Here is a 25,111-nt window from a genome sequence, read left to right as displayed (position 1 = left end):
CTGCCTCCGGCCGGGGCGCCCGCGGCTAGAAGTGCCAGGGGAAGGGCGACCAGTCGGGCGCCCGCTTCTCCAGGAAGGAGTCGCGCCCCTCGGCCGCCTCGTCCGTCATGTACGCCAGCCGCGTCGCCTCGCCCGCGAACACCTGCTGCCCGACCAGCCCGTCGTCGATCATGTTGAAGGCGAACTTCAGCATGCGCTGCGCGGTGGGCGACTTGCCGTTGACCTTGCGCGCCCACTCCAGCGCCGTGGCCTCCAGCTCGGCGTGCGGGACGACGGCGTTGACCATGCCCATGCGGTGGGCGTCGGCCGCGCTGTAGGTGTCGCCCAGGAAGAAGATCTCGCGCGCGAACTTCTGCCCGACCTGCCGCGCCAGGTAGGCCGAGCCGAAGCCGCCGTCGAAGCTGGCCACGTCGGCGTCGGTCTGCTTGAAGCGGGCGTGCTCGGCGCTGGCCAGGGTGAGATCGGCCACGACGTGGAGGCTGTGCCCGCCGCCCGCGGCCCAGCCGGGCACCACGCAGATCACGATCTTGGGCATGAAGCGGATCAGGCGCTGCACCTCCAGGATGTGCAGCCGCCCGGTGGCGGGGGTGCCGTCGGCGTACTGGTAGCCGTCCTTGCCCCTGATGCGCTGGTCGCCGCCGGAGCAGAAGGCCCACCCGCCGTCCTTGGGCGAGGGGCCGTTGCCCGTGAGCAGCACGCAGCCGACGTCGGTGGCCTGCCTGGCGTGGTCGAGCGCCCGGTAGAGCTCGTCGACCGTCTGGGGCCTGAAGGCGTTGCGCACTTCGGGCCGGTTGAACGCGACCCGCACCGTGCCCTGGTCGAGGGCCCGGTGGTAGGTGATGTCGGTGAAGTCGAAGCCCTCGACTGCCTGCCACATCTTCGGATCGAACAGCTCGGAGACCATGGAGGCGAGCCTAACGGATCTGCCCCTCGGCCCACTCGGCCCACGCCTTCTGGGCGGCCCCGAGCCGCAGGCCGTACTCCAGGGCGAGCCGGCCGTAGACCGACAGGTTGTCCTGGCCGCTCTCGACGAAGCCCTTGATGGCCTCCATGTGCTCCATGTGCTTGCCCACCACCTCGGCCTGCCGGCGCAGGTAGGCGCGGGCCTGCTCGGGATCGACCTGGCCGAGGAAGAACACGCGCAGCAGCATGTCGCTGCGCCCGACCCGGACCGGCTCGACCTCGATGATCCAGCGGCGCAGCTCGGCCCGGCCCTCCTGGGTGATCGCGTACTCCTTGCGGCCGCGGGGGCCCTCGGCCGCGACGCTCACGAGCCCGGCGTCGGCCAGCTTGCCGAGCTCGGCGTAGAGCTGGCTCTGCGTGGCCGGCCAGACGTTGGACAATGAGACGTCGAAGGTCTTCAGCAGGTCGTAGCCGCTGGCCGGGCCCTCGGCGAGCAGACCAAGCACGGCGTGTCTCAAGCTCATATTCCTATATTGACATATCTCCACAGGAGGTTCTACATTCGACATGTCTACATAGGAATGTCAAAGGAGTTGCGCGATGCGCGGTCTGCTCGGTTTCCTCCCCTGGGTCGTCTACGCGGTCATCGCCACCGGCGACGAGTGGCGCTGGGGCGCCATCACCGGCCTCGTGATCGCCCTCGCCCTCGTGGCCATCGACCGCCGGTCCGGCCGGGCCTGGGACGAGATCGTCATCGAGACGAGCGCCGCCGCCTTCTTCGCCCTGCTCACGGTGCTCTCCCTGGCGGCCCCGCACTCGCCGCTCACGCCGTACGGGCCCGCGCTGGTCAACGTGTGGCTGGCCGGCACCGCCTGGGGCTCGCTGGCCATCGGCAAGCCGTTCACGCTGGGCATCGCGCGCACGATGGCGCCGAAGGAGATCTGGGAGACCCAGGCGTTCCGCCGCGTCAACGTGGTGATCACGACGGTGTGGGCGGCGGCGTTCACGCTCGCCGCCGTCTCGCTGACGTTCGTGCTGGCCGCGGCCCCCCACGCCACCACGGTCGTCATCGCGATCAAGGTGCTCTCGTTCGTCGTCCCCGCCGTCTTCACCGCCCGGTACCCGAAGGTCGTCAGGCGCCGCGCCGAGGCCGCCGCTAAGTGACCTCCGCCCGCAGCTCGGCCAGGAGCTCCCCCTGGTCGGCCAGCATGTCGGTGAGGATGCGGCGGGCGGCGCCGAGCAGGTCTGCCAGCTCGGGAGTGGCCAGGGTGTAGACCACCGTGCTGCCTTCGCGGATTGCGCTCACGATCCCGGCCCTGCGCAGGACCGCCAGCTGCTGTGAGAGGCTCGACGCCTCGATGTCGATCTGGGCCAGCAGGTCCCTGACGGGCAGTGGACCTTCCTGGAGTAGCTCCAACACTCTGATGCGAGCGGGGTGGCCGAGTGTCCGGAAGAAGTCGGCCTTGGCCTGGTGGACCTCCACGTGCATATTGCAAGACTAATCGAGCGCAGTTGCATAATTCTTCAAGTCACCATGTTGTTGGATAGCATGACAGCGGGGACTAGGGAGTAGCCATGGGCCGAGGAAGAGCCAAGGCGAAGCAGACGAAGGTCGCTCGCCAGCTGAAGTACGCCAACCACAACATCGACTACGACCGGCTGCGCGAGGAGCTGGGCGCGGACTCGCCACGCGAGGAGATGTACACGTCTACGGCGCCCGAGCAGGAGTCCGAGCGCGCGCAATGACGCGCGCCGGCTTCGCGGGGGCGTCCGCGACGTTCTCGGGCCGCCTGGCCTCCGGCGCCTGACCGGTCGCCGCGAGTTCCAGGCGGTGTTGCCGTGCCCGATGTCGTGCCTGATCCCGGGCCCGATCCCGTGCCCGCCCGGCGGCGTGCCGCAGGGTGCGGGGCGGGCCGCAGTGGTCCGGCGGGCTGCTAGCCCGTCACCGCTTCGAGCAGCCGGCGCGCGTCGGCGAGCAGGCGGCCGGTGGCGGCCTGCGACACCGGGTCGGCGTTCTGCTGGAATCCGTGCGTGAGGCCGGGCTCCCTGCGGCACGTGACCGGCACGCCCGCCTCGGCCAGCCGGCGGGCGTAGGCCTCGCCCTCGTCCCTGAGGGCGTCGTGCTCGGCGGTGACCACCAGCGTGGCGGGCATCCCGCTCAGGTCGGGCACGAGCAGCGGGCTCAGCCTCGGGTCGCCGCGCCGCGCCGGGTCGGGCGCCCACTGCCGCACGGCCCAGGCGAGGAAGCTCTCGTCGAGGCCGTGACCGGTGCCCTTCTCCCGCACGCTGGGGCAGGAGAGCGTGAGGTCGGTGTTGGGGCAGACCAGGATCTGGGCGGCGGGCAACGGGTCGCCCGCGTCCCGCAGCGCCAGGCAGGCCATCGTGGCCAGGTAGCCGCCCGCGCTGTCCCCGGCCACCGCCACCGGACGGGCCGCGCGCAGCACGTCCACGACGTCCTCGACGGCCGCCGGGTACGGGTGCTCGGGCGCCAGCCGGTAGTCCACGGCCAGCACCTCCACCCCGCACTCGCGGGCCAGCAGGCGGCAGATCCGGTCGTGCGTGTCCAGGCCGCAGAACACCCACGCGCCGCCGTGCACGTACACCACCAGCGGCCGCCGCTCCCGCGCGGGCCGGTAGTGCCGCAGCGGCAGCCCGCGCGGCCCGGCCAGGTCGCTCACCCGCGGCAGCTCGGGCCCCCGCGCACGCAGGTGCGCCCGCTCGGCGCTGCCCCTGCGCAGCTCGTGGACGTCGGGATCGTTCATGGACGACGAGTGTAGGGATCACCGGCGGGCAAAGATCTCGCGGCGCAGGCGAAAAGCCAGGCATGCGGGGAAGGCCGATGGGCAGGTGCCGATCGGCCGACAAGGAGATCCAGACATGCGCGTAGGAATCGTGGGTTCGGGCCGGCTCGGCGCGCCGCTCGGCCGGCTGTTCGCGGCGGCCGGCCACGACGTGCTCTTCAGCGACGCCCGGCCGGCCCTCGCCGAGGAGGCCGCGGCCGCCGCCGAGGGGCAGTCGGGCGTCGGTTCGCCGATCGAGTCGGCGCGCTTCGGCGAGGTCGTCGTCATGGCGGTGTGGTGGGAGGCGTTCCCGACCGTGGTCGAGGAGCTGGGCGCGGCGCTGGGCGGCAAGATCGTCATCGACCCCAGCAACCCGATCACCCGGCTCGACGGCGCCGAGGCGGTGGTGGCCGTGCCGGACGGGCTCACCAGCCCGCAGTACCAGCAGCACGTGCTCGGCCGCGAGGTGCGGCTGGTGCGCACGTTCAACACCAAGTACCCCAACGAGCTGCTGGACCTGGGCACGGCCGGGCAGCGGGGCGGCCCGCGGGCCGACATGCCCTACTGGGGCGACGACGAGGCCGCCAAGAAGGCCGTGGTGCCGCTCATCGAGGACGCCGGCTTCACCGCCATCGACGGGGGCGGCCTGGCCGACGCCCTGTGAGCCGGGCCGGGCCGAGCGGGGCTGGGCCCGGCCGGCCCTGCGTGAGCCGGGATGGGCCTGAGGGAGCCGAGGGTGGGCCGGTCAGGCCGCGCAGGTGTCGTGGGTGGCGTCGAAGCCCTTGATCGCCTCGGTGTCGTCGGCGCGCAGCGGCTTGAGCCCCTTCCAGTCGTCGCCGAGCACCAGCACCAGGTGGTTCGTCCGGGCGCCGGCGACCAGCTTCGGCGTGGCGGCGAGCAGGTCGTTGGTGAGGGTGGGCACCCGCGTCTCGGCGTTGGGGCCGTAGAGCAGCGTGGTCTTCGCCTGCGGCTTCCTGGCCGTGTCGCCGATCTTGCTGATGTGGTAGCCGCGCTGTTCCAGGAACGCGGCCACCTGCGTGCCGAGGCCGCCGCGGTAGGTGCCGTTGCGCAGCTCGACCTGGATCTTCGACCGCCCCACCTTGGCCTGGCCGCCCTTGACGCCCTGGACGCTCTGGTCCCTGGCGACGATCTGGAACAGCCGGCCCGCCTGCGGCTGCACCCACTCGACCCGGCCCGGCTGGGTCAGCGAGTAGTGCCAGGGGGTGGTGATGAACCGGATCTGCCCGGCGTTGAGGCCCTGGAGGCTGGTGGCGAGGTCCTTCATGACGCCCACCGACAGGTCGTCGTCGACGGTCACCGACTTGGTGCCGGCGTCGAGGAAGCCGAACAGCTTGGACGGGTCGGTGAGCGTCTCGCCGCTCATCACCTTCTTGAGCATCGAGGCGATGAACATCTGCTGCCGCTGGATGCGCCCGATGTCGGAGCCGTCGCCGAGGCTGTAGCGGGCGCGGACGTAGCCGAGCGCCTGCTCGCCGTTGAGCGTCTGCCGCCCGGCGGGCAGGTGGAGCAGGGCCTTCTTGTCGTTCACCGGCGAGGGCAGGCAGACCTCGACGCCGCCCACGGCGTTGACCATGCTCTTGAAGCCGGTGAAGTCGACCTTCACGAAGTGGTCGATGTGGATGCGGGTGAGCGACTCGATCGTCTTCCAGGTGCAGGCGATGCCCCCGGAGTTGAACGACTCGTTGATCATGCCCAGGTGCGGCTGCTGGCCGGGCAGGCCGCCCGTGGCCCGGCAGGCGGGCAGCTGGACCAGCGAGTCGCGCGGGAAGCTGATCACCATGGCGTTGTCCCGCTTGGACGACACGTGCGCCAGCATGATCGTGTCCGTGCGCTCGCCCGCGATGCGGCGGCCGTACCTGGCGTTCTTGCCGTCGCGCTGGTCGGAGCCCACGATCAGGACGTTCATCGCCGAGGTGGCGACCTTGGGGGGCCGCGTCTCGCCGAGGTCCTCCTTGGTGACCGTGGAGCGCTTGAGGTTGCCGCTGAGCTTGGCGGTGACGCCGACGGCCACGCCGGCGACCAGCAGGACGACGGCGACCGCGATCGCGATCACCCAGCGTAGCCAGCGCCGGCGGCGCCGCTTGGGGGCGCCGGGGTCGCTGGAGGGCGGAGCATCGACAAGCCCGCTGCTCACGTGACTCCAGAGGGACGGGGGCCGAGGGGCCACCGCCCCGGGCCAAGAGCCTCGCCGTACAAGTCTCGGCCGTTGAACGTGCCCGAGTGTACTCAGTCCGGGACGGGTATGCGGAGGGACCGTGTTCCTTGACGGTCAAGCCTCGCGTCCGCGCTCGCGCGGGGTCACCAGGCCGGACTCGTAGGCGAAGACCACGAGCTGGGCGCGGTCGCGGGCGTGCAGCTTGGTCATGGCCCGGCTGACGTGCGTCTTGGCGGTGGTCGGGCTGATCACCATCTGGGCGGCGATCTCGTCGTTGGACATGCCGCGGGCGACCAGGGCGGTCACCTCGCGTTCGCGGTTGGTGAGCACGTCCAGGCCCTGGGGTTCTGGTTCGGGGCGGCGGGCGACGTACTCGCCGATCAGGCGGCGGGTGATGGCGGGGGAGAGCAGGGCGTCGCCGCGGGCGGCCACCCTGACGCCCTGGAGCAGGTCCGCGGGCTCGGTGTCCTTGACCAGGAAGCCGCTCGCGCCGGCGCGCAGGGCGTGGAAGACGTACTCGTCCAGGCCGTAGTTGGTCAGGATCACCACGTGGACCTCGGCCAGGCGGTCGTCGGCGGCGATGCGCCTGGTGGCTTCGATGCCGTCCATGACGGGCATCTGCACGTCCACGAGCGCCACGTCGGGGCGGTGTTCCAGGGCGAGGGCGATCGCCTGCTCCCCGTTGGCGGCCTCGGCGACGACCTCGATGTCGTCCTCGGCCTCCAGCAGGGCGCGGAAGCCGCCGCGGATGAGGGCCTGGTCGTCCACCAGCAGCACGCGGATCACCGGGCCTCCTGCAGCGGCAGCTCGGCGCGCACGGTGAACCCGCCCTCGGGACGCGGCCCGGTCGCCAGCCGCCCGCCGAGGGCCGTGACGCGCTCGCGCATGCCCAGCAGGCCCACGCCGGGGTCGCAGGGGCCGCCGTTCGCGCGGCCGTCGTCGTCCACCTGCACGATCAGCTCCTCCTTGCCGTAGTCGACGCGTACCGAGGCGGTGGCGGGCCCGGCGTGCTTGGAGACGTTGGTCAGCGCCTCCTGGACGATCCGGTAGGCCGCCCGGTCGACCTCGGCCGGCAGGTCGCGGCGGTCGCCGGTAACCGTCACCGTGGCCGGGACGCCGGTCGAGCGGGCCCGTTCGACCAGGTGGGTGAGCCGGTCGAGGCCGCTGGCGGCGGGGGCGTCGTCGTCCTCGCGCAGCACCTCCAGCGTGGCGCGCAGCTCGCGCATGGCCTCGCCGCTGGCCTCCTGGATGGCCAGCAGCGCCGCCGGCACCTCCTCGCCGCGCTTGCGCGCGAGGTGCACGGCCACGCCCGCCTGCACCTTGATGACCGAGATGGTGTGGGTGAGCGAGTCGTGCAGCTCCCTGGCGATGCGCAGCCGCTCCTCGCCGGCCCGGCGCAGCGCCGCCTCCTCGCGGGTCCGCTCGGCCTCGGCGGCCCGCTGCTCGACCTGCACGAGGTAGGCCTGCCGGTGCCGGGTCACGGTCGCGGTCACCCCGGCCGCCAGGAACCAGCCGAGCAGCAGCGTCGTCTTCTGCACGATCTCCTGCGCGGTCTGCCCGTCGGGGGAGGCCAGGTTGACCGCCAGGGTCCCGCCCAGGAACAGCGCGCCGGCCGCCGTGGCGAGCGCCCGGTGACCGGCCCTGACCGTGGCGAACACGGTCACCATCACAGGGAAGGCGGCCGGCGGGCCGGGCTGCGCGTGCGCGGAGTAGACCAGCATGCACAGCGTGGTGACCAGCAGCGCCGGGATCGGCGCCCGCCGCCAGGCGACGAGCGCGAACGACCCGGCGAGCACGGCGGCGTAGTCCGCGGGCCCCGCGTCCGGCGTGGCCACCACGGTCGCCGTCAGCAGCACGGCCACCACGGCCGCGAGCGCCGCGTCCATGACGGCGGGGTGCCATCGCAAGCTCATGCCAAGCACAGTAAAGCCTGATGTGTCGATAATCGTCCTCACGTGGGCGGAATGGGGGACTACTCCCGCCGTCGTACTCCGCCCGCCTCTGCGCCCCGTGCCGTAGCCGCGGAAGTCATCCCGGGCAGGACGACTCCGGCCCGTCCCGCGCCCCACCATGGCGGCCATGAACACGACGCAGACGCCCGCAGGCCAGTTCCGCTACGTCACGCCCGTCCGGCCGCAGGACGCCACGGGCCGGGTGGCCCAGGTCTACGCGCGCCTCGCCGACGACTTCGGCATGGCCCGCATGGCGGTCTTCCTGACGTTGTCGCCCGCCCCCGCCGTGCTGGCCGGGACCTGGGCGCTGCTGCGGGAGTCGCTGCTGGCCGGGCCGGGGTCCAGGACCGGCAGGGAGGTGGTGGCGCTGGGGGTGTCGCTGGCCAACCGGTGCCCGTTCTGCGTGGCCGCGCACACGACGCTGCTGCACGCCACCGGCGACCACAGGCTGGCCGAGACCGTCGCGGCCGGGGGCGTGCCGGCGGATCCGGAGCACGCCGCGCTGCTGCGGTGGGCCAAGGACCGGCAGGTGCCCGCGCCCTTCCCCGCGGACCAGGCGCCCGCGTACGTCGGCACCGCGCTGACCTTCCACTTCGTCAACCGGATCGCCTCGTCCCTGCTCACCGAGAACCTGCTGCCGGGCAACCTGCAGAAGTCGCGCCTGGTGCGCAGCGTGGGCGGCCGGGCCATGTCCCGGACGGTGCGCAGGCAGCTGCCGCCCGGCGCGGGCCTGGACGTGCTGGACGGCCTGCCCTCGTCCGCCGAGCCCGCCTGGGCGGCCGGCACGCCGGTCGGCACGGCGTACGCCACGCTCATGGCCGTCGCGGGCACGGGCGGGGAGCTGCTCGGCGAGGCGGCCAGGACGGCCGTCACCGAGGCGGTCGCCGCCTGGGACGGCGAGCACCCGCCGATGGGCGGCGACCGGCTGTCGGGCCCGCTGGCCGGCGTGCCCGACGACGAACGGCCCGCAGCCAGGCTCGCGCTGCTCGCCGCCCTCGCGCCCTACCGGGTCACCGACGCGGACGTCGCCGCCTGGCGCGGCGCCGCGACGACGGACGAGGACCTGGTGCGGCTCGTCGCCTTCGGCGCGGCCACGGCGACGCGGCACGTGGAGGCCGCACTCACCGGGACCCGCCTGGACGCCGGAGGGCGGTCAGGTCGGTAGGCAGGCGGGCGGGCGGCCCGAGACGGGCCAGACGTATGCGAGGTCGTCGGGCTCGTCGCCGAAGAGGGGGCGGTAGTGGCCGGGGTCCTTGCGCAGGAGGGCGGAGCGGTGGCTGCGGTGGAAGGCGTCGTCGCCGAGCCAGGGCGGCAGCTCGCCGGCCGCCGCCAGCTCGTGCTGGGTGCGGATGACGGGCGTGCCGCAGGCGCGGCCCAGCTCGACGGACATCGTGGCCGCGCAGGTGTCGGCCCGGCCGGTCGAGCACCAGCGGTCGCAGACGTCGAGCCCGTAGCGCACGAGGGCCTCCTCGTAGCCGGCCCACATCTTGACGGCGGGGTGGTGGCGCCAGCCGTAGCCGGGGACGATCAGGGCGCGCAGCACCTGCAGGGCCTCCACCCGCTGCTTGCCCAGCCGCAGCGCATCCAGGACCCCAGCACTGGCCGTGAAATCCGGATATGGAAGAAAAGTCTGCATCGACGCCCCCGCTGACCTGGTCTTTCTCGCCTGCCGCCCCGCGAGATCGTATATGGACCGCACGCCTCGCGGCGCGCACAATCGGCCCATGGGCTATGTCGGCGCGCGGACGCCTCGCAGGGAAGACGCCAGACTGCTGACCGGAAAGGGGAGATACGTCGGCAACGTACGCCTGCCTGGCATGGCGTACGCGGTGGTGGTGCGCAGCCCCGTCGCGCACGGACGGCTCCTCGGCTGCGACGCCAAGGCGGCCTGGACGGTCGAGGGGGTGCTCGACGTGATCACCCCCGCCGACGCCGCGGAGCTGCTGCTGCCCTGCGTCACCCTCGCCCCCGGCCAGCGGCTGACCTCCTACCGGGTGCTCGACGACACGATCAGGTACGCCGGCCAGCCGCTCGCCGTCGTCGTGGCCGGCACCCCCGCCACCGCCCGCGACGCCGCGGACCTGCTGGACCTGGAGCTCGACCAGTCGCCCGCGACCGTCGGCGCGGAACGCGCCCTCGACGAGGACGCGCCGCTGCTCTACCCCGAGTGGGGCACGAACCTGGTCACCGACTTCCTGCTCGGCGACGCCGACTGCGCGGAGTTCGTCGAGTCCGCCGAGCACGTCGTCGAGATGACGTTCAGGATGGGCCGGATCTCGCCGCATCCCGTCGAGCCGCGCGGCGTCGTGGCCTCCTACGCCGACGACGAGCTGACCGTGCACCTCTCCTCCCAGGCCCCGCACCACGTGCGCGAGCACCTGGCCGACGCGTTCGGGCTCACCCACGACCGGGTACGCGTGATCAGCCGGGACGTCGGCGGCGGGTTCGGCGGCAAGGAGCACGTCTACCCCGACGAGGCGCTCGTCTGCCTGGCCGCGATGCGGACGGGCCGCCCGGTGAGCTGGACCGAGTCGCCCGGCGACCGGCTGTCGGCGACCCTGCCCGCGCGGGCCGCCGTCCACCGGGCCAGGCTGGCGCTCGACGGCCGGGGCAGGTTCGTCGCCCTGGACGCCGACATCCTCGGCGACCTCGGCGCCCATCCCTCGAACGTGGGCATCTCGCCCTTCGCGGTCTCGGCCACCCTGCTGCCGGGGCCGTACCGGTTCGAGCGGGTCGGCGTACGGGTGCGCGGCGTGGTCACCAACACCACCCCGACCGGCTCCTACCGCGGCTTCGGGCAGCCGGAGTGCACCTGGACCAGGGAGCGCCTGATCGACGAGGCGGCCCGGCGGCTCGGCCTCGACCCGGTCGAGCTGCGGCTGCGCAACATGCTGACACCGGACGAGCTGCCGTGCACGAGCCGCGTCTACCAGCAGTACGACTCCGGCGACTACCCCCGAGCCCTGCGCACCCTGCGCGACCTGGTCACCCCGGTCACCGGCGTGGACGACGGGCGCCGGCGCGCCATCGGCTACTCCTGCCACGTCGAGACCACCGGCCTGGGCCCGTCGATGGAGATGAAGGCGTCGGGCATCCAGGCGGGCGGCTACGAGACGGCCGTGCTGCGGATGGAGCCGGACGCGTCGGTGGTGGTGTCGGCCGGGGTGGTCTCGATCGGGCAGGGCATCGAGACCGCGCTGGCCCAGGTCGCGGCCGACCGGATGGGGGTGCCGATCGAGCGGGTGCGGGTGGTGCTGGGGGACACGGCGGCGACGCCGTACTCGTCGATCGGGTCGATCGCCAGCCGGTCGCTCGCGGTCGGCGGCGGGGCGCTCGTCCAGGCCTCCGCCCGGCTGCGGGACAAGCTGCTGGCCATCGCCGCCCACCGGCTGGAGGCGGCGCCCGGCGACCTGGAGATCGCCGAGGAGTGCGTGCGCGTCAAGGGCGACCCGCGGGCGTCGGTGTCGCTGCGGGAGCTGGCCACGTCCGCCTGGCGGGCCTGGGACCTGCCGGAAGGCGTCACGCCCGGCCTGGAGGAGCGGGTCAGCTACGACCCGGCCGCCTACACCTTCGCCTACGGCGCGCACGCCGCCGCCGTCGCCGTGGACCCCGAGACCGGCGCGGTCGAGGTGGAGCGCTACTGGGTGGTCAACGACGCCGGGACGCTGGTCAACCCGGCCGTGGTCGAGGGCCAGATCCGCGGCGGGGTCGCGCAGAGCATCGGCATGGCGCTGACCGAGGAGATCGTCCACACCGAGGACGGGCAGCCGCTCGCCGAGTACCTGCTGCCGACCACCCGCGAGGTGCCCGACATCGAGGTCGTGCTGCTGGAGACCCCCTCGCCGCTCACCCCGGGCGGTATGAAGGGGGCCGGCGAGGCGGGCACGATCGGGCCGCCCGCCGCCATCGGCAACGCGGTCGCCGCCGCCATGCCCGAGCTGGCCGGACGCCTCACCGACGTGCCCCTCACCCCCCAGGTGGTGTGGAGGTGTCGGCAGCCCTGACCTGGGCACGAGGAGCCTGAAGGTTCGGATCGGGGGACGAATCATGGAATATCGTGCACTCTTGGCGTCCATCGGCCGCATGACGGGCCTGGGCGCCGGCCCGGCCAGAGCGGCGGCGGAGGCCACGCTGACCACGCTCGCCCGCACGCTCGACGACGACGACCGGCGCGAGCTCATCGACGCCCTGCCGCCCGAGCTGACCGACGACTTCCCCATGGACCATCCGCGCAACGACGGCACCGAGGAGGGCTTCGTCCGGCAGGCGGCGCTGCTCGGCCGCCGTCCGCCCGAGCAGGCCAGGATCAGGGCCCAGGCCGTGCTGGCCGCCGTCGCCGAGCAGGATCCCGAGCTGATCGCCCGGCTGCACATCCCCGAGCAGGTACGCCCCCTGTTCGACCCGCCGGACAGCGGCGGCGGCATCACCGGCCCCAAGGGGCACGCCGCCCCGCTCACCGCCGACGAGGTCGCCGCGGCCCTCGCCACCCTGCCGCTGTGGTCGGGCGACCGCTCGGCGCTGCGCCGGGAGATCTCCCTGCCGCGGGAGAACCTGCGTGCCGTCCGCCGGGCGCTCGACCGGCTCAAGACCACCTACGGCCGGCAGCCCCAGCTCCACGACACCGCGGACGGCCTGGCCATCGTGGTCAGGACCGTCTCCGTGGGCGCGGTGACGGCCCTCGACGTCCAGCTGGCCCGGCGGGTGGACGACCTCATCGAGGAGGTGGGCGCCGGCATCGGCCGGCCCTAGCCGCGGGCCCGGCCGGTTCCGGGGCGCGGGCCGGCCCGGTGCCGGTCGGGCGCCTCGCCGGTCAGGTCCTCCAGGTGTTTGCCCGACTGCGACAGGGCCTGTTCCAGCGCCGCCTGCCCGGCGGTCCTGTGCCCCGCCGGGCTCCTCCCCGCCTCGCCCGCCTTGCCGGGCCGCCCGGCCGCACGTTCGGCCGCACGTTCGGCCGCACGTTCGGACGGACGCCTGGCCGCGTCGGGGAGCGGCTTGGCGTCGGTCTTGGGGGTGCTCTCGTCAGGACTGCTCATGGCCCTGTCCGTACCCGCTGACCTGGGGAGACATGTCGAGCTGCGAAGAAAGTCAGGATTTCTCGGAAAACGTTCGACCCGAACCGCCCTTCCGTGCGTACAGGTTTGGACAGCCGCATGTCCGACAAATCGGAGGCAGGTCTCGTGTTGACTGAAACGAGCATTCGTCGCCGCCCTTCCCAGGATGGAGAGGCCATGTCCAGGCTGCGGTCGGCCCGGCGGAGCCGGATGCAGTACGTATGGCCGTTGCGCCCGGACGCCCGGACCGTCGGCCACGCCCGGTCGATCATCCGGGAGGAGCTGTCCGGGCTCGACCTGCACGACGACGTCGTGGACGACGCCGTCCTCATGGTGAGCGAGCTGGTCACCAACGCGTTCATGTACGGCGAGGGCCCCTACGAGCTGCTGCTCCACGTGGACGCCAAAGAGGTCATGTGCGTCGTCGTGGACGCCGGGCCGCCCCTGCCCGCCCCCTCGGTCCCCGACCCGTCCGCCGAGCACGGACGGGGGCTGCGCATCGTCGCCCGGCTCTCCGACGGCTTCTACGGCTGCCATCCCCAGCGTTACCTGACCCACCCCGACCTGGTCGGCAAGGCCACCTGGTTCGCGCTGCCACGCCGCGGCGGGCCCGGCAACGTCGTGCCGATCAGGGCGGGCACGTAGAGGGCTTCCAGTCTCCTGCAAGTCGGCCCGACCATACTGTGATCAATTAGGACGAAGCCGATGAGTGGGACAACGTGGAATTCCGAGTTCTGGGACCGCTGGAGGTCCGCGACGCCGACGGGGGCGTGGTCGGTCTCGGCGGCCCCCGTCCGCGAGCCGTGCTGGCCCGGCTGCTGGTCGCGCAGGGGGCCGTGGTCCCCGCCGAGACGCTGATCGACGACCTGTACGGCGACGCCGCCCCGCCCAGCGCCCTGCCCACCCTGCACTCCTACGTCTCCAACCTGCGCCGCGCGATCGAGCCGGACCGGGGGCCGCGCGCCCGGCCCAGGACGCTGGTCGCCCGCCCGCCCGGCTACCTGCTGGCCGCCGCCGACGTGGACGCGCTCCGGTTCGCCGAGCTGGTGAACCGGGCCGAGTTCCGGTCGGCCGAGGAGGCGCTGGCCTGCCTGGAGGAGGCGCTCGGGCTGTGGCGCGGCTCGCCGTACGAGGAGTTCCAGGACGAGCCGTGGGCGATCATCGAGGTGAGCCGCCTGCGCGAGCTGCGCCTGGTCGCGGTCGAGCGGCGGGCCCGCGCGCTGCTCGACCTGGGCCGTCCCCAGGCACTGATCACCGAGCTGGAGGCCGAGACCGTCGCCAACCCGCTGCGCGAGCGCCTGTGGTGCCTGCTCGCGCTGTCCCTGTACCGCACCGGGCGCCAGGCCGAGGCGCTGGCCGTGCTGCGCACGGCGGCCAGGCGGCTGTCCGAGGAGCTGGGTCTCGACCCCGGGCCGGAGCTGCGGTCGCTGGAGTCGGACATCCTGCGCCAGGCCGGCTCGCTCGCGCCGGTGGACGACACCCCGGCGCTGGTGGCCGCGCCACGCCCGCCGGACGTCCCGCACGGGCGGGAGGCCGAGCTGGCCGAGCTGGTGGCGGTGGCCGAGCGGGCCACGCCCGCCGGGCTCGCGGTCGCCGAGGTCAGTGGCGAGCCGGGGATCGGGAAGACGCGGCTGCTGGAGGCGTTCGGCGAGCACTGCGCGCGGCTCGGCCGGCTCGTGCTGCGCGGACGCTGCCACGACGCCGAGGGCACGCCCGCGCTGTGGCCGTGGACGCAGGTGTTCCAGGCGCTGGAGCCGCACTGCCCGCCGCCGGACCGCGAGCCCCTGTCCGGCCTCCTCGACGCCCGCCCCGAAGCGCCGCCGGACGCCGGGGGACCGGCCGAGGCGTTGTTGTCGCGCCGGAACCAGGCCGCCGCCCGGTGGCTGGTCACGGCCTCGCGCGCCCAGCCGCTCGTCATCGTCCTGGACGATCTCCAGTGGGCCGACCCCGCCTCGCTCGACCTGCTCAGGCACCTGGTCATGCTGCTGCGCGGCGGCGCGGTCACGCTGGTCGCGGCCTTCCGCACCGGGACCGGCGACGTGCTCGGGCGGCTGGTCCGCTACGACCTGTCGCGGCTGCGCCTGACCGGCGTCGGCCCCGAGGCGGTCCGGGCCATCGCCGCCGACCTCGGCGTCGAGCTGGACGACGAGTCGTGCGCCAGGATGGCCGACTGCACCGGCGGCAACCCGTTCTTCCTGCGCGAGAGCCTCAGGCTGCTGGCCCAGGACCCGGATGTGAACGAGGTGCCCGAGGCGGTGACCGAGCTGGTCCGCCTGCGGCTGGACGCGCTCGCCGGGGTCACGGACGTGCTGGCGGTCGCGGCGCTGGCCGGACGGGAGTTCGACCCGGCCGTGGTGGCCCGGGTCGCCGGGGAGGAGGCGTACGGGCCGCTCGACCGGGCCGTGCGCGGCGGCCTGCTGGCGGCGCGGGCCGGCGGGCGGCTGGCGTTCGTGCACGACCTGGTGCGCGAGGCGCTCGTCAGGGATCTGCCGCCGCTGCGCAAGGCCGCGCTGCACCGGGACCTCGCCGCCGCGCTGGCCGCCCGTCCGGCGACCGACGTCGAGGTGATCGCCCACCACGCCGTGCAGGCCGGGCCGGTGGCGTACGCGGAGGCGGTGCGGTGGGCGCGGGCCGCGGCCGAGCAGGCCGAGCTGCGGCTGGGCTACGCCGAGTCCGCGTCCTGGCTGGGCCACGCGGTGACCGCGCACGACGCCTGCGGCGGCGACCCGGCCGAGCACGTGGAGCTGCTCCTGCGGCAGGTGCGCGCGCTGCTCGCGGCGGGCGAGCCGGCCGGCGCCCGCCGGGTCAGGGACCAGGCCGTGCGGGCGGCCGACCGCATCACGGAAGGGGGCGCGGCGCTCCGGGTCCGGGCACTGACCTCGTTCGACACGCCGTCGATCTGGACGCTGCGCGACCCGTACGGCGCGGCCGACCCGCTGCTCGTCCGCCGCTTCGAGGACGCGCTGCGCGAGCTGCCGGAACCGGACGGCCCCGAGCGCGCGATGCTGCTGGCCGGGCTGGCGCAGGAACTCTACGACGCCTCCGGCGACCCGCGGGCCGACGAGCTGTCCGCGCAGGCCGTGGCCATGGCCCGGCGGCTGGGCGACCGGCGGCTGCTGATGCGCGCGCTCAACGCCAGGCACCTGTCGCTGCCGCGTCCCCTGCACGTGCACGAGCTGGCCGACCTCGCCGCCGAGCTGCACGAACTGGCGGACGGCGAGCCGGCCTACCAGCTGCTGGCGAACATGATGGACACCCACAACCGGCTGGAGCTCTTCGACGTCACCGGTGCCGACCTGGCCGCGGCCCGCTGCGACGACCTGCTCGACCGGCTCCCGCTGCCCTGGCCGCGCTTCCAGCACACGCTGTGGCGGGCGGGCCGGCTGGTGCTCGGCGGCCACTTCGACGAGGCGGACGACCTGTACGCCGACGCCGCCGACCAGGCGACCGGCCTCGGCATCTGGCACGCCGCCCGCGCCGTGACCGCCGGCCGCCTGGCCCTGGACTACCACCGGGGCACGATGGCCGCCGCGGGCCCGCTCATCGATGTCCTGCGCGGCGCGAACCACGCCCTCGACCAGGCCGTGCGGACCCTCCACCGGCACGCCCAGGGCCGCATGGACGAGGCCCGCAAGCTGAACGGCCAACCGCTGCTCGACCGGTCGCGCCCGTCCACCCTGTGCCTGCGGGCCGCCGCCGCGGCGGCGCTCGGCCGGGTGCACGAGTGCCGCCTGCTCTACGAGGCGCTGCTGCCCTTCGGCGGCCGGATCACCGTCCTGTCGGCCTGCGCCTGGGTGGGGCCGGTGGACTGGCACCTCGCGCTGCTGGCCGAGGCGACCGGCCGGCACGAGAGCGCGGTCCGGCACCTGACCGAGCTCGAACGGCTGGCCGCCCGCAACGGCCTGACCTGGTGGCGCGACCGGGCGGCCGAGGCCCGCCGGGGGCCCGGCCGCAAGCACCTGCAACTGGCCACCAGCGGATGACAAGGGCTCCCTGGTCGACTCTCCTGACGATCGCCAGGGGAGCCGATCGCCGGGAGGGGAGTGCGGGATGACGGGTGCGCAGGCTTTGGTGCGGGCGCTTGAGCGGGTCGGCGTGGACACCGTGTTCGGCATCCCCGGCGGCGCCGTCCTGCCCGCCTACGACCCGCTGTACCGCTCGACCTCGATCAGGCACGTGCTGGTCCGGCACGAGCAGGGCGCCGGGCACGCGGCCGAGGGTTACGCGCAGGCCACCGGCAAGGTCGGGGTCTGCATGGCGACCAGCGGCCCGGGGGCCACGAACCTGGTGACGCCGCTCGCCGACGCCTACATGGACTCGGTGCCGATCGTCGCGATCACCGGCCAGGTGCCCAGCTCGCAGATCGGCACGGACGCCTTCCAGGAGGCCGACATCACAGGCATCACCCTGTCGATCACCAAGCACAGCTTCCTGGTCACCGACGCGGCCGACATCCCCCGCACGATCATGGAGGCCTTCCACATCGCCTCCACGGGCCGTCCCGGGCCGGTGCTGGTGGACATCACCAAGGACGCGCTCCAGGCCGAGACCGCCTTCGTCTGGCCGCCGGTCATGCGGCTGCCCGGCTACCGCCCGGTCGCCCGGCCGAACGCCCGGCAGATCAGGGCCGCCACCGAGCTCATGGCCGCGGCCCGGCGGCCGGTCCTGTACGTCGGCGGCGGCGTGCACAAGGCGGGCGCGTCCGCCGAGCTGCTGCGCCTGGCCGAGCTGACCGGCATCCCGGTCGTCACCACGCTCATGGCCCGCGGCACGTTCCCCGACAGCCACCCGCTGCACATGGGCATGCCCGGCATGCACGGCTCGGTCGCGGCCGTCGGAGCCCTCCAGCGGGCCGACCTGATCGTCGCGCTCGGCACCCGGTTCGACGAGCGTGTCACCGGCGACCTGGGCACGTTCGCGCCGCACGCCAAGGTCGTGCACGCCGACGTGGACCCGGCCGAGATCTCCAAGAACCGGCACGCCGACGTGCCCGTCGTGGGCGACTGCAAGGAGGTGCTGACCGAGCTGACGGCCGCCCTGGACGCCCTGGCCCGCCGGCCGGGCGACCGTGCGGACTGGTTGCGCACGCTGGAGGGCTACCGGCGCACGTACCCGCTGGGCTACGAGACGGTCGAGGGCACGCTCGCCCCGCAGTACGTCATGCAGCGGCTGAGCGCCCTGGCCGGTCCCGAGGCCATCTACACCTCCGGCGTGGGCCAGCACCAGATGTGGGCCGCCCAGTTCATCAACCACGAGCGGCCGGGCTCGTTCGTCAACTCCGGCGGCGCGGGCACGATGGGCTTCGCGGTCCCCGCCGCGATGGGGGCCAAGATCGGCTGCCCGGACCGCACGGTGTGGGCGATCGACGGCGACGGCTGCTTCCAGATGACCAACCAGGAGCTGGCCGTGTGCGCGCTGGAGGGCGTGCCGATCAAGGTGGCCGTCATCAACAACGGCAGCCTCGGCATGGTCCGCCAGTGGCAGACCCTCATGTACGGCGGCCGCCACTCCAACACCGACCTGCGCGCCGCCCGCCGCATCCCCGACTTCGTCGCGCTGGCCGAGGCGTACGGCTGCCACGGCCTGCGCTGCGAGCGCCCCGAGGACGTGGACGCGGTCGTCGAGAAGGCCATGGCGATCGACGACCGGCCGGTGGTGGTGGACTTCGTCGTGCACCGGGACGCGATGGTGTGGCCCATGGTGCCCGCCGGCACGAGCAACGACGACATCCGGATCGCCAGGGACCTGGCTCCGAACTGGGGAGATGACGAATGAGTCAAGTCGCAACAAAGCAGCCAAAGGTGCCGAACCTCATTTAAGCTTCCTTGACCCGGGGTGGCCCGGGCCGCGGAACCGAGGTGGAAAGTGGCGCTGCGCGTCAAGGTGCTGGGGCCCATCGTGGCCGAGATCGACGGGGTGGAGGTCGCGCTCGGCGGCCCGAGACAGCGCGCGGTGCTCGCCGTGCTGGTCGCGGCGCGCGGGCAGGTGGTCTCGGCCGAACGCGTGCTCGACGCCGCCTGGGACGAGGGCGAGCCCGCCTCGATGCCCACCCTGCACTCCTACATCACCAGGCTGCGCAAAGCCCTCGAACCCGACCGGACCAGCCGGTCGCCGGAGAGCGTGCTGGCCCGCGTCGGCAACGGCTACACGCTGCGCGTCGAGCCCGACGCCGTGGACGCCGAGCGGTTCGCCCGCAAGGTCGCCGAAGGGCAGCTCCTGCTGGAGTCGGGCGACCACAGCTCGGCGCTGGCCGTGCTGAGCGAGGCCGTGGAGCTGTGGCGCGGGCAGCCGTACGGGGAGTTCGCGGGCGCGGCCTTCGCCGTGCCGGAGATCGCGCGGCTCCAGGGGCTGTTCCTGTCGGCGCGGGAGAGCCTGTTCGCCGCGCAGCTCGCACTCGGACGGCACGCGGTCGTCGTGCCGGAGCTGGAGAAGCTCACCGCCGAGCAGCCCATGAGCGAGCGCGGCTGGGAGCTGCTGGTGCTGGCCCTGTACCGGTCGGGCCGCCAGGGCGACGCGCTGGCCGCGCTGCGCTCCGCCCGCCGCGTGCTGGCCGAGGAGCTGGGCATCGACCCGGGGCCGGGGCTGCGCGAGCTGGAGGCGGCGGTGCTGGCCCAGGACGACGCGCTGCGCCCCGGCGTCGCCGCGCCGCTGCCGGAACGCGGCGGCAACCTGCCCTTCCCCGTGACCGCGCTGGTCGGCCGGACGGCCGAGGTCGAGCAGGTGGCCGCGCTGCTCGACGGGCACCGGCTGGTCACGCTCACCGGGCCGGGCGGCATCGGCAAGACCCGGCTGGCGCTGGAGACCGCGCGGGCCAGGGACGACGCCGACGGGCCCTGGCTGGTCGAGCTGGCCGGGCTGGCCGACCCTTCGCTGGTGGCCGGGGCCATCGCCCAGGTGCTCGGGCTCACCGGGCCGGTCACCGGGCAACGCCTGGCGTACGCGCTGCGCGGCCGGAGCCCGCTGCTCGTGATCGACAACTGCGAGCACCTCGTGGCGGCCGTCCGCGACACGGTGTCCGAGCTGCTGGCCGGGACGGGCGGCGTGCGCGTGCTGGCCACCAGCCGCGAGACGCTCGGCGTGCCGGGCGAGGCCCTGTACGACGTGCCGCCGCTGTCCACGGCGGACGCCCGCGACCTGTTCCTGAGCCGGGCCAGGGCCGCCGCGCCCGGCTGGCAGCCGACGCCCGCCGAGCTGGCCAACGCCGAACGCCTCTGCCTAGGTCTGGACGGGCTGCCCCTGGCGGTCGAGCTGGCCGCCGGGCAGTGCCGCATGTTGTCGGTCGAGCAGATCCTCACCTCGATGGACGACAGGTTCAGCGTGCTCACCGACGGCGCCGGCCCGCAACGGCACCGCACGCTGGCCCGTACCGTGGAGTGGAGCTACGACCTGCTCGAACCAGCCGAACGCGAGCTGTTCCACCGGCTCGGCGCGTTCGCCTCCGGCTTCGACCTGGACGCCGCGGCCGCGGTGTGCGGGCGGCCGGTCCTGGGCGGCCTGGGCGCGCTGGTGCGCAAGTCGCTGGTCTCCGTCGAGCCCGGCACCTCGCCGCGCCGCTACCGGCTGCTGGAGACGATCAAGGAGTTCGCCCGCGCCCGGCAGGACCCGGCCGAGCTGGCCGAGGCCCAGGCCGCGCATCGTGCCTGGGTGCTGGCCCGCGCCGAGGCCGCCGACGCCAGGATCCGCGGCGAGGGGGCGACCGCCGCGATGGAGGTGCTCCTCGCCGACCAGGCCGAGCACCGGGCCGCGTTCACCTCGGCGATGCTGGCCGGGGACGGCGGGTACGCGCTGCGGCTCACCGGCCTGCTGTCGTGGTTCTGGTACCGCAGGGGCCATGTGGCCGAGGGGCTGGCCAGCCTGTCGGCGGCCATGGAGCTCTACCCCGACGCCGAGCCCGGCGTGCGCTCCCAGGCGCTGATCGGCATGGCCGGCCTGCACTACCTGGCCGGCGACTTCGTCGCCGCGAGCCGGCGGGCCAGGGAGGCGGCCGAGATGGCCCGCCTGGCCGACGACCTGGTCGCCGAGGGACGCGCCCTGACCTACCGCGCGCTGTTCGGCGGCCTGTGCGGGGCGCCGAACGCCCTGGCCGACGCCCGTGCCGCGCTCGACCTGGCCGAGGTGGCCGGCATGGAGTGGCTGCACGCCGAGGCGCTGATGGTGCTCGGCATGCTGCTGGTGTTCGCCCGGGAGACGGGCGAGGCGGCCGGCTGGCTGACCCGGTCGATCGAGGTGGCCACCAGGACGGGACACCGCTTCGTCACCGCCTCCTCGACCTGGCTGCTGATGAAGATCGACCTGCTGAACGGCCGTACCGACCGGCCGCTGGCGTCCGGGCTGCCGATCCTGCGCATGCTCGACGAGGACAAGGACGTCACGTCCTGGCTGGTCATGGCGCACACGCTGGCCGGGGTGCTCACCGCGGGCGGGCTGCCGCGCGACGGCGCCCGCCTGCTCGGCGCGGTCGAGGCGGTCGGGGCCCGGGTCGGCTTCTCGCCGCCGGAGCTGGACCCGGCCGACGGCGCCGAGCGGGAGGCGCTGATCCGGGGCGCGCTGCCCGCCGCCGAGCTGGCCGAGTGCCTGCGCGAGGGCGCCGCCCTGTCACCTGCCCAGGTGCACGGCCTGCTCGACCGGCTGATCCGGAGCCGCGTCCACTGACCGGGGATCCCGCTCTCACCTGACCGGGGATCCCGCTCTCGCCTGGCCGGCCCGCGAGCCGCCGCCCCGCTCACGCCGACCGCGCGGGCCGGACGGCGGCCAGCACCAGCAGCCCGGCGAGCAGCCCGGCGACCGCCGCGGCCAGGTAGACGGCGTTCAGCGCCGCAGGGAACGAACCCGGCCCGGTCATGCCGTCCTGGAACAGGATGCCGAAGGCGGCGACGCCGAGGGCGTACCCGAGCTGCCGGACGGTGTTGACCGCGCCCGCCGCCATCCCCGCACGGTGCGGCGGGACGTGCGCCATGGCGGCCGAGCTGAGGGCCGGGATGGCCAGGCCGACGCCGATCCCGGTCACCACCAGGCCCGGCGCGAGCGACGTCCACGTGGAGTGCTCGTCGAGCATGCCCTGCAACAACGCGCCCGCGGCGATCAGCAGCAGCCCGCCGCCGACCGCGGCGCGCGCCGTCAGCCGGGGGAGCAGGCGGGCGACGGCGACCGAGACGACCAGCGAGGTGCCGGCCATCGGCGTCAGCGCCAGGCCCGCCTGGACCGGCCCGAGCCCCAGCCCGCCGGCCTGCTGCAACCAGAGCGAGGTGAAGGCCAGGCAGGCGAACGCGGCCGGCATGAGCAGCCCGGCCCCCGCCATGATCCCGCTGAACGCCTTGTCCGCGAACAGCCGCAGGTCCACCATGGGATGCGCACTGCGCGACTCCACCAGCACGAACGCGGCGAACGCGAGCACCGCCACGGCGAGCGGCGCCAGCGTGCGCGCCGACGTCCAGCCGTGCGGCCCGGCCTCGATCAGCCCGTACGTGAGCGCGCCCGCCGCCAGGGTGAACGTGCCCATCCCGGCCACGTCCGGCCGGCCCCCGCCCGGCAGGCGGGACTCGCCGACCGTGCGCCAGGTCATCCAGGCGGCGGCCAGGCTGATGGGCAGGTTCACCAGGAAGACCGCCCGCCAGTGCAGGTGCTCGGTGAGCAGCCCGCCGAGCACGGGGGCGAGCGCCGCGGCGGCCCCGTTCACGCCGCCCCACACGCCGAACGCGATGCCGCGTTCCCGGCCGTGGTAGGTGGCGCTGATCAGGGCCAGCGTCGTGGCCATCATGGCGGCGCCGCCCGCCCCCTGGAGCACGCGGGCCGCCAGCAGCAGGCCCCCGGTGGGCGCGAGTCCGCAGGCCAGGGAGGCCAGCGCGAACACGCCCAGGGCGATCAGGTACACCTTGCGCCGCCCGGCGTGGTCGGCGACCGAGCCGGCCGCCAGCAGCAGCGCGGCCAGGGCCAGGGCGTAGCCGTCCAGGAGCCACTGGGCGTCGGTGAAGGACATCTTCAGGTCGGCGGTGATGCCGGGCAGGGCCACCATGACGATGGTCACGTCCACCAGGAGCATGAAGGCGCCCAGGCAGGCGGCGGCCAGCGGCCACCAGCTCGTACGGGTCAATGTCGTGTTCATGGCGGCAAGAATCCGGCCCCGACGGGGGATAACCCTAGCCGCCGAAGCAGTTCTGCCGGTTTTCCGCGCTCTGTAGCCTTCTCTGGTGGAAAACGTCACGCTCGACGAGGTCGACCGCGGGCTGCTGCACGCGTTGCAGGTGGACGGGCGGGCCTCGTTCAGCCGGATCGCCGAGGTGCTGGGGGTGTCCGACCAGCGAGTGGCCCGCCGCTACCGGCGGCTGCGCTCCAGCGGCGCGGTCCGGGTCGTTGGCGTGGTGGACCGGCAGCGGCTCGGCCACCAGTCGTGGGCCATCCGGTTGCGCTGCACGCCCGACGCCGGCGCCTCGATCGCCGAGGCACTCGCACGGCGGCCCGACACCTTCTGGGTGCATTTGCTGTCCGGCGGCACCGAGATCTCCTGCGGCGCCATCCAGCGCCTCGACCGGGAACGCGAGCCGCTGCTGCTGACCAAGCTGGCCAGGACCAACCGGGTGCTCGCGGTGTCGGCGCACCGGACCCTGCACATGTTCGTCGGCGGCCGCATCGGCTGGGCCGGGCTCGCCGCGCTCTCCGCCGACCAGGTCGCCCACCTGCGGGCCGGCCGCGTGTACGGCCCCCGCGACACCGGCGAGCACGTGACGCTCGGCCCCGGCGACGACGCGCTGCTGGCCGAGCTGTCCCGCGACGGCCGCACCGGCCACGCCGACCTGGCGGCGGCGACCGGCTGGTCGGAGTCCACGGTCAGGCGGCGGATGGACCAGCTCTGCGCGGCCGGCGCCCTGTTCTTCGACATGGACGTGCTGCCCCAGCTGCTGGACTACCGGGTCGAGGCCCAGCTGTGGATGTCGGTGCCGCCCGCCGACCTCGACGCGACCGGCCGGGCGCTGGCCGAGCACCCGGAGGTCGCCTTCGCCGGGGCGACCACGGGCCCGACGAACCTCGCGGCCAGCGTGGTGTGCCGCGACGACACCGCCTTCTACCGCTACCTCACCGACAGCCTGGGCGCGCTGCCCGCCATCCGGCACATCGAGACCGCGCCGATCATCAGGACCATCAAGCGGGCGGGCGCCGGGCTGACGAGTTGACCTCAAGTCGTCTTGAGGTTGCACGCTGGTCGTGGAAGTCGTTGCGGATGAGGAGTGGTCATGAGAGTGGTGCAGGTGACGCGGTTCGGCGGGCCCGAGGTGCTGGAGACGCGGACCGTCCCGGACCCCGTGGCCGGGCCGGGCGAGGTCGTGGTGCAGGTCGGCTTCGCGGAGATCAATTTCATCGAGACGCAGCTCAGGCGGGGGTTCACGCCGGGGCCGCCGCTGCCGGAGCCGCCGTACGTGCCGGGTGGGGGCGTGGGCGGGCTCGTGCTGTCCGTGGGCGATGACGTCGATGCCGGGCTGGTGGGGCGGCGGGTGGTGGCCCGTACGCCGGGCTTCGGCGGCGGGAACGCCGAACTTGTCGTGGTCAGGGCCGCGGACCTGATCGAGGTGCCGGACGGGCTCGCGCTGGCCGACGCCACGGCGCTGCTCATCGACGGCAACACGGCCGTGGGCCTGTTCGCGAACGCCGCGATCCGGCCCGGCGAACGGGTGCTCGTCCAGGCCGCCGCCGGCGGGCTCGGCAGCCTGCTCGTGCAACTGGCGCGCGGGGCCGGCGCGCGGGTGGTCGGGGCGGCGGGCGGCGCGGCCAAGCTGGCGGTGGTCGCCGGGCTCGGCGCCGAGGCCGCCGTCGACTACTCGCGTCCCGGCTGGACCCAGGAGGTCCTCGACGCGACCGGGGGGCGCGGGCCCGACGTGGTCTTCGACGGCGTGGGCGGCGAACTCGGCCGCCAGGCGTTCGAGGTGACCGCGCGCGGCGGGCGGTTCTCCGTGCACGGCGCGTCCAGCGGCAGCGCCACGACCGTCGATCCGGCCGAGGCCGAGCGCCGGGGCGTCACCGTGCTCGGCCTGGAGCAACTGTTCGCCCTGGGCCAGGACGGGAACGAGCGGACCGTGCACGCGCTCGCCGAGGCGGCGGCCGGACGGCTCAAGGCGGTCGTCGGGCGCACGTTCCCGCTGGAGCAGGCGGCCGAGGCGCACGCGGCGATCGAGGCGCGCGCGGTGAACGGCAAGACCCTGCTGGAGGTCTGACCCACCCACGGCCCCCGGCGGGGTGCCGGGGTCATAATCGAGGCGT

22 protein-coding genes are annotated in these 25,111 nt (G+C 74.2%); 12 read left to right on the top strand and 10 right to left on the bottom strand.

The window, feature by feature from the left end; genetic code table 11:
* Window positions 1-25: 25 nt before the first annotated feature.
* Both AB0J71_RS06050 and AB0J71_RS06045 read right to left on the bottom strand, forming a co-directional pair.
* Window positions 26-904 (bottom strand): 1,4-dihydroxy-2-naphthoyl-CoA synthase, encoded by an 879-nt coding sequence (locus AB0J71_RS06050; protein ID WP_352318330.1) that lies wholly within the window; start codon window positions 902-904, stop codon window positions 26-28.
* Between the two features lie 10 nt (window positions 905-914).
* On the bottom strand, window positions 915-1,427 hold the full coding sequence (locus AB0J71_RS06045; RefSeq protein WP_352318329.1) for a PadR family transcriptional regulator: 513 nt from the start codon (window positions 1,425-1,427) through the stop codon (window positions 915-917).
* Between the two features lie 76 nt (window positions 1,428-1,503).
* On the opposite strand from AB0J71_RS06045, the gene AB0J71_RS06040 reads away from it, so the two are divergent.
* Window positions 1,504-2,067 carry a hypothetical protein gene (locus tag AB0J71_RS06040; RefSeq protein ID WP_352318327.1) on the top strand — a complete coding sequence of 188 codons (564 nt, stop codon included), beginning with the start codon at window positions 1,504-1,506 and terminating at the stop codon, window positions 2,065-2,067.
* Here AB0J71_RS06040 and AB0J71_RS06035 read toward each other — a convergent pair.
* Window positions 2,060-2,392: a metalloregulator ArsR/SmtB family transcription factor gene (locus tag AB0J71_RS06035; RefSeq protein ID WP_090938046.1), complete on the bottom strand. Its 333-nt coding sequence runs from the start codon at window positions 2,390-2,392 to the stop codon at window positions 2,060-2,062. The two genes, AB0J71_RS06040 and AB0J71_RS06035, sit on opposite strands and share 8 nt — an antisense overlap.
* An 86-nt stretch (window positions 2,393-2,478) precedes the next feature.
* On the opposite strand from AB0J71_RS06035, the gene AB0J71_RS06030 reads away from it, so the two are divergent.
* Window positions 2,479-2,649 carry a DUF3073 domain-containing protein gene (locus AB0J71_RS06030; protein ID WP_352318325.1) on the top strand — a complete coding sequence of 57 codons (171 nt, stop codon included), beginning with the start codon at window positions 2,479-2,481 and terminating at the stop codon, window positions 2,647-2,649.
* Between the two features lie 188 nt (window positions 2,650-2,837).
* Here the strand turns inward: AB0J71_RS06030 and AB0J71_RS06025 are convergent, their stop codons facing one another.
* Window positions 2,838-3,665, bottom strand: coding sequence for an alpha/beta hydrolase (locus AB0J71_RS06025; RefSeq protein WP_352318323.1), 828 nt, complete (start codon window positions 3,663-3,665; stop codon window positions 2,838-2,840).
* Between the two features lie 115 nt (window positions 3,666-3,780).
* Here AB0J71_RS06025 and AB0J71_RS06020 point away from each other — a divergent pair, with 115 nt between their 5' ends.
* Window positions 3,781-4,347 (top strand): NAD(P)-binding domain-containing protein, encoded by a 567-nt coding sequence (locus tag AB0J71_RS06020; protein WP_352318322.1) that lies wholly within the window; start codon window positions 3,781-3,783, stop codon window positions 4,345-4,347.
* 81 nt (window positions 4,348-4,428) lie between these two features.
* On the opposite strand, the gene AB0J71_RS06015 is transcribed toward AB0J71_RS06020, so the two are convergent.
* The 3 genes from AB0J71_RS06015 to AB0J71_RS06005 all read right to left on the bottom strand — a co-directional run bounded on the left by AB0J71_RS06015 (window position 4,429) and on the right by AB0J71_RS06005 (window position 7,772).
* A complete protein-coding gene (locus tag AB0J71_RS06015; RefSeq protein WP_364413026.1) occupies window positions 4,429-5,838 on the bottom strand; it encodes an LCP family protein in 1,410 nt (469 codons plus the stop codon).
* 135 nt (window positions 5,839-5,973) lie between these two features.
* Window positions 5,974-6,645, bottom strand: coding sequence for a response regulator transcription factor (locus AB0J71_RS06010; protein WP_352318318.1), 672 nt, complete (start codon window positions 6,643-6,645; stop codon window positions 5,974-5,976).
* The gene (locus tag AB0J71_RS06005; protein WP_364413023.1) at window positions 6,642-7,772 is read right to left on the bottom strand and encodes a sensor histidine kinase; all 1,131 of its coding nucleotides are present in this window, start codon (window positions 7,770-7,772) and stop codon (window positions 6,642-6,644) included. Before AB0J71_RS06005 ends, AB0J71_RS06010 begins: the two co-directional genes overlap by 4 nt.
* 166 nt (window positions 7,773-7,938) lie before the next feature.
* Between AB0J71_RS06005 and AB0J71_RS06000 the strand changes: the two genes are divergently transcribed.
* Window positions 7,939-8,976 carry a carboxymuconolactone decarboxylase family protein gene (locus AB0J71_RS06000; RefSeq protein WP_364413020.1) on the top strand — a complete coding sequence of 346 codons (1,038 nt, stop codon included), beginning with the start codon at window positions 7,939-7,941 and terminating at the stop codon, window positions 8,974-8,976.
* On the opposite strand, the gene AB0J71_RS05995 is transcribed toward AB0J71_RS06000, so the two are convergent.
* The gene (locus AB0J71_RS05995; protein WP_352318311.1) at window positions 8,965-9,447 is read right to left on the bottom strand and encodes an MSMEG_6728 family protein; all 483 of its coding nucleotides are present in this window, start codon (window positions 9,445-9,447) and stop codon (window positions 8,965-8,967) included. The genes AB0J71_RS06000 and AB0J71_RS05995 overlap by 12 nt on opposite strands.
* An 88-nt stretch (window positions 9,448-9,535) precedes the next feature.
* Here AB0J71_RS05995 and AB0J71_RS05990 point away from each other — a divergent pair, with 88 nt between their 5' ends.
* Window positions 9,536-11,815 carry a xanthine dehydrogenase family protein molybdopterin-binding subunit gene (locus tag AB0J71_RS05990; RefSeq protein WP_352318309.1) on the top strand — a complete coding sequence of 760 codons (2,280 nt, stop codon included), beginning with the start codon at window positions 9,536-9,538 and terminating at the stop codon, window positions 11,813-11,815.
* 61 nt (window positions 11,816-11,876) lie between these two features.
* Window positions 11,877-12,560: a DUF2267 domain-containing protein gene (locus AB0J71_RS05985; RefSeq protein WP_352318307.1), complete on the top strand. Its 684-nt coding sequence runs from the start codon at window positions 11,877-11,879 to the stop codon at window positions 12,558-12,560.
* Here the strand turns inward: AB0J71_RS05985 and AB0J71_RS05980 are convergent.
* Entirely contained in the window at window positions 12,557-12,844 is a 288-nt protein-coding gene (locus tag AB0J71_RS05980; RefSeq protein ID WP_364413017.1) for a hypothetical protein, read from the bottom strand. The genes AB0J71_RS05985 and AB0J71_RS05980 overlap by 4 nt on opposite strands.
* A gap of 195 nt (window positions 12,845-13,039) precedes the next feature.
* Between AB0J71_RS05980 and AB0J71_RS05975 the strand changes: the two genes are divergently transcribed.
* From AB0J71_RS05975 to AB0J71_RS05960, 4 genes are all read left to right on the top strand, one after another.
* Window positions 13,040-13,507: an ATP-binding protein gene (locus tag AB0J71_RS05975; protein WP_352318303.1), complete on the top strand. Its 468-nt coding sequence runs from the start codon at window positions 13,040-13,042 to the stop codon at window positions 13,505-13,507.
* A 74-nt stretch (window positions 13,508-13,581) separates the two neighbouring features.
* Window positions 13,582-16,845, top strand: a complete 3,264-nt coding sequence (locus AB0J71_RS05970) for a BTAD domain-containing putative transcriptional regulator (protein ID WP_364388807.1) — start codon at window positions 13,582-13,584, stop codon at window positions 16,843-16,845.
* Between the two features lie 67 nt (window positions 16,846-16,912).
* The gene (locus AB0J71_RS05965; protein ID WP_364413014.1) at window positions 16,913-18,637 is read left to right on the top strand and encodes an acetolactate synthase large subunit; all 1,725 of its coding nucleotides are present in this window, start codon (window positions 16,913-16,915) and stop codon (window positions 18,635-18,637) included.
* 90 nt (window positions 18,638-18,727) lie between these two features.
* Window positions 18,728-21,514, top strand: a complete 2,787-nt coding sequence (locus AB0J71_RS05960) for a BTAD domain-containing putative transcriptional regulator (RefSeq protein WP_352318488.1) — start codon at window positions 18,728-18,730, stop codon at window positions 21,512-21,514.
* Between the two features lie 70 nt (window positions 21,515-21,584).
* On the opposite strand, the gene AB0J71_RS05955 is transcribed toward AB0J71_RS05960, so the two are convergent.
* Window positions 21,585-22,964 carry an MFS transporter gene (locus AB0J71_RS05955; RefSeq protein WP_364413012.1) on the bottom strand — a complete coding sequence of 460 codons (1,380 nt, stop codon included), beginning with the start codon at window positions 22,962-22,964 and terminating at the stop codon, window positions 21,585-21,587.
* 85 nt (window positions 22,965-23,049) lie between these two features.
* On the opposite strand from AB0J71_RS05955, the gene AB0J71_RS05950 reads away from it, so the two are divergent.
* Together AB0J71_RS05950 and AB0J71_RS05945 are read left to right on the top strand one after the other, a co-directional pair.
* Window positions 23,050-24,030 carry an Lrp/AsnC family transcriptional regulator gene (locus AB0J71_RS05950; RefSeq protein ID WP_364413009.1) on the top strand — a complete coding sequence of 327 codons (981 nt, stop codon included), beginning with the start codon at window positions 23,050-23,052 and terminating at the stop codon, window positions 24,028-24,030.
* Between the two features lie 60 nt (window positions 24,031-24,090).
* A complete protein-coding gene (locus AB0J71_RS05945) occupies window positions 24,091-25,065 on the top strand; it encodes a zinc-binding dehydrogenase (protein ID WP_364413007.1) in 975 nt (324 codons plus the stop codon).
* Window positions 25,066-25,111 lie beyond the last annotated feature (46 nt).

This window comes from Nonomuraea sp. NPDC049637 (assembly GCF_040675235.1).
Taxonomy (GTDB): domain Bacteria; phylum Actinomycetota; class Actinomycetes; order Streptosporangiales; family Streptosporangiaceae; genus Nonomuraea.
This window is presented reverse-complemented; position numbering and strand designations above follow the sequence as displayed.

What these genes read in the sequence shown, in the direction of transcription:
- AB0J71_RS05980 (WP_364413017.1), bottom strand. Translation starts at nt 12,844, where the DNA reads ATGAGCAGTCCTGACGAGAGCACCCCCAAGACCGACGCCAAGCCGCTC.
- AB0J71_RS06045 (WP_352318329.1), bottom strand. Translation starts at nt 1,427, where the DNA reads ATGAGCTTGAGACACGCCGTGCTTGGTCTGCTCGCCGAGGGCCCGGCC.
- AB0J71_RS05945 (WP_364413007.1), top strand. Translation starts at nt 24,091, where the DNA reads ATGAGAGTGGTGCAGGTGACGCGGTTCGGCGGGCCCGAGGTGCTGGAG.
- AB0J71_RS05975 (WP_352318303.1), top strand. Translation starts at nt 13,040, where the DNA reads ATGTCCAGGCTGCGGTCGGCCCGGCGGAGCCGGATGCAGTACGTATGG.
- AB0J71_RS06025 (WP_352318323.1), bottom strand. Translation starts at nt 3,665, where the DNA reads ATGAACGATCCCGACGTCCACGAGCTGCGCAGGGGCAGCGCCGAGCGG.
- AB0J71_RS06020 (WP_352318322.1), top strand. Translation starts at nt 3,781, where the DNA reads ATGCGCGTAGGAATCGTGGGTTCGGGCCGGCTCGGCGCGCCGCTCGGC.
- AB0J71_RS05955 (WP_364413012.1), bottom strand. Translation starts at nt 22,964, where the DNA reads ATGAACACGACATTGACCCGTACGAGCTGGTGGCCGCTGGCCGCCGCC.
- AB0J71_RS06005 (WP_364413023.1), bottom strand. Translation starts at nt 7,772, where the DNA reads ATGAGCTTGCGATGGCACCCCGCCGTCATGGACGCGGCGCTCGCGGCC.
- AB0J71_RS06050 (WP_352318330.1), bottom strand. Translation starts at nt 904, where the DNA reads ATGGTCTCCGAGCTGTTCGATCCGAAGATGTGGCAGGCAGTCGAGGGC.
- AB0J71_RS06030 (WP_352318325.1), top strand. Translation starts at nt 2,479, where the DNA reads ATGGGCCGAGGAAGAGCCAAGGCGAAGCAGACGAAGGTCGCTCGCCAG.
- AB0J71_RS05965 (WP_364413014.1), top strand. Translation starts at nt 16,913, where the DNA reads ATGACGGGTGCGCAGGCTTTGGTGCGGGCGCTTGAGCGGGTCGGCGTG.
- AB0J71_RS06035 (WP_090938046.1), bottom strand. Translation starts at nt 2,392, where the DNA reads ATGCACGTGGAGGTCCACCAGGCCAAGGCCGACTTCTTCCGGACACTC.
- AB0J71_RS06000 (WP_364413020.1), top strand. Translation starts at nt 7,939, where the DNA reads ATGAACACGACGCAGACGCCCGCAGGCCAGTTCCGCTACGTCACGCCC.
- AB0J71_RS06040 (WP_352318327.1), top strand. Translation starts at nt 1,504, where the DNA reads ATGCGCGGTCTGCTCGGTTTCCTCCCCTGGGTCGTCTACGCGGTCATC.
- AB0J71_RS05990 (WP_352318309.1), top strand. Translation starts at nt 9,536, where the DNA reads ATGGGCTATGTCGGCGCGCGGACGCCTCGCAGGGAAGACGCCAGACTG.
- AB0J71_RS05995 (WP_352318311.1), bottom strand. Translation starts at nt 9,447, where the DNA reads ATGCAGACTTTTCTTCCATATCCGGATTTCACGGCCAGTGCTGGGGTC.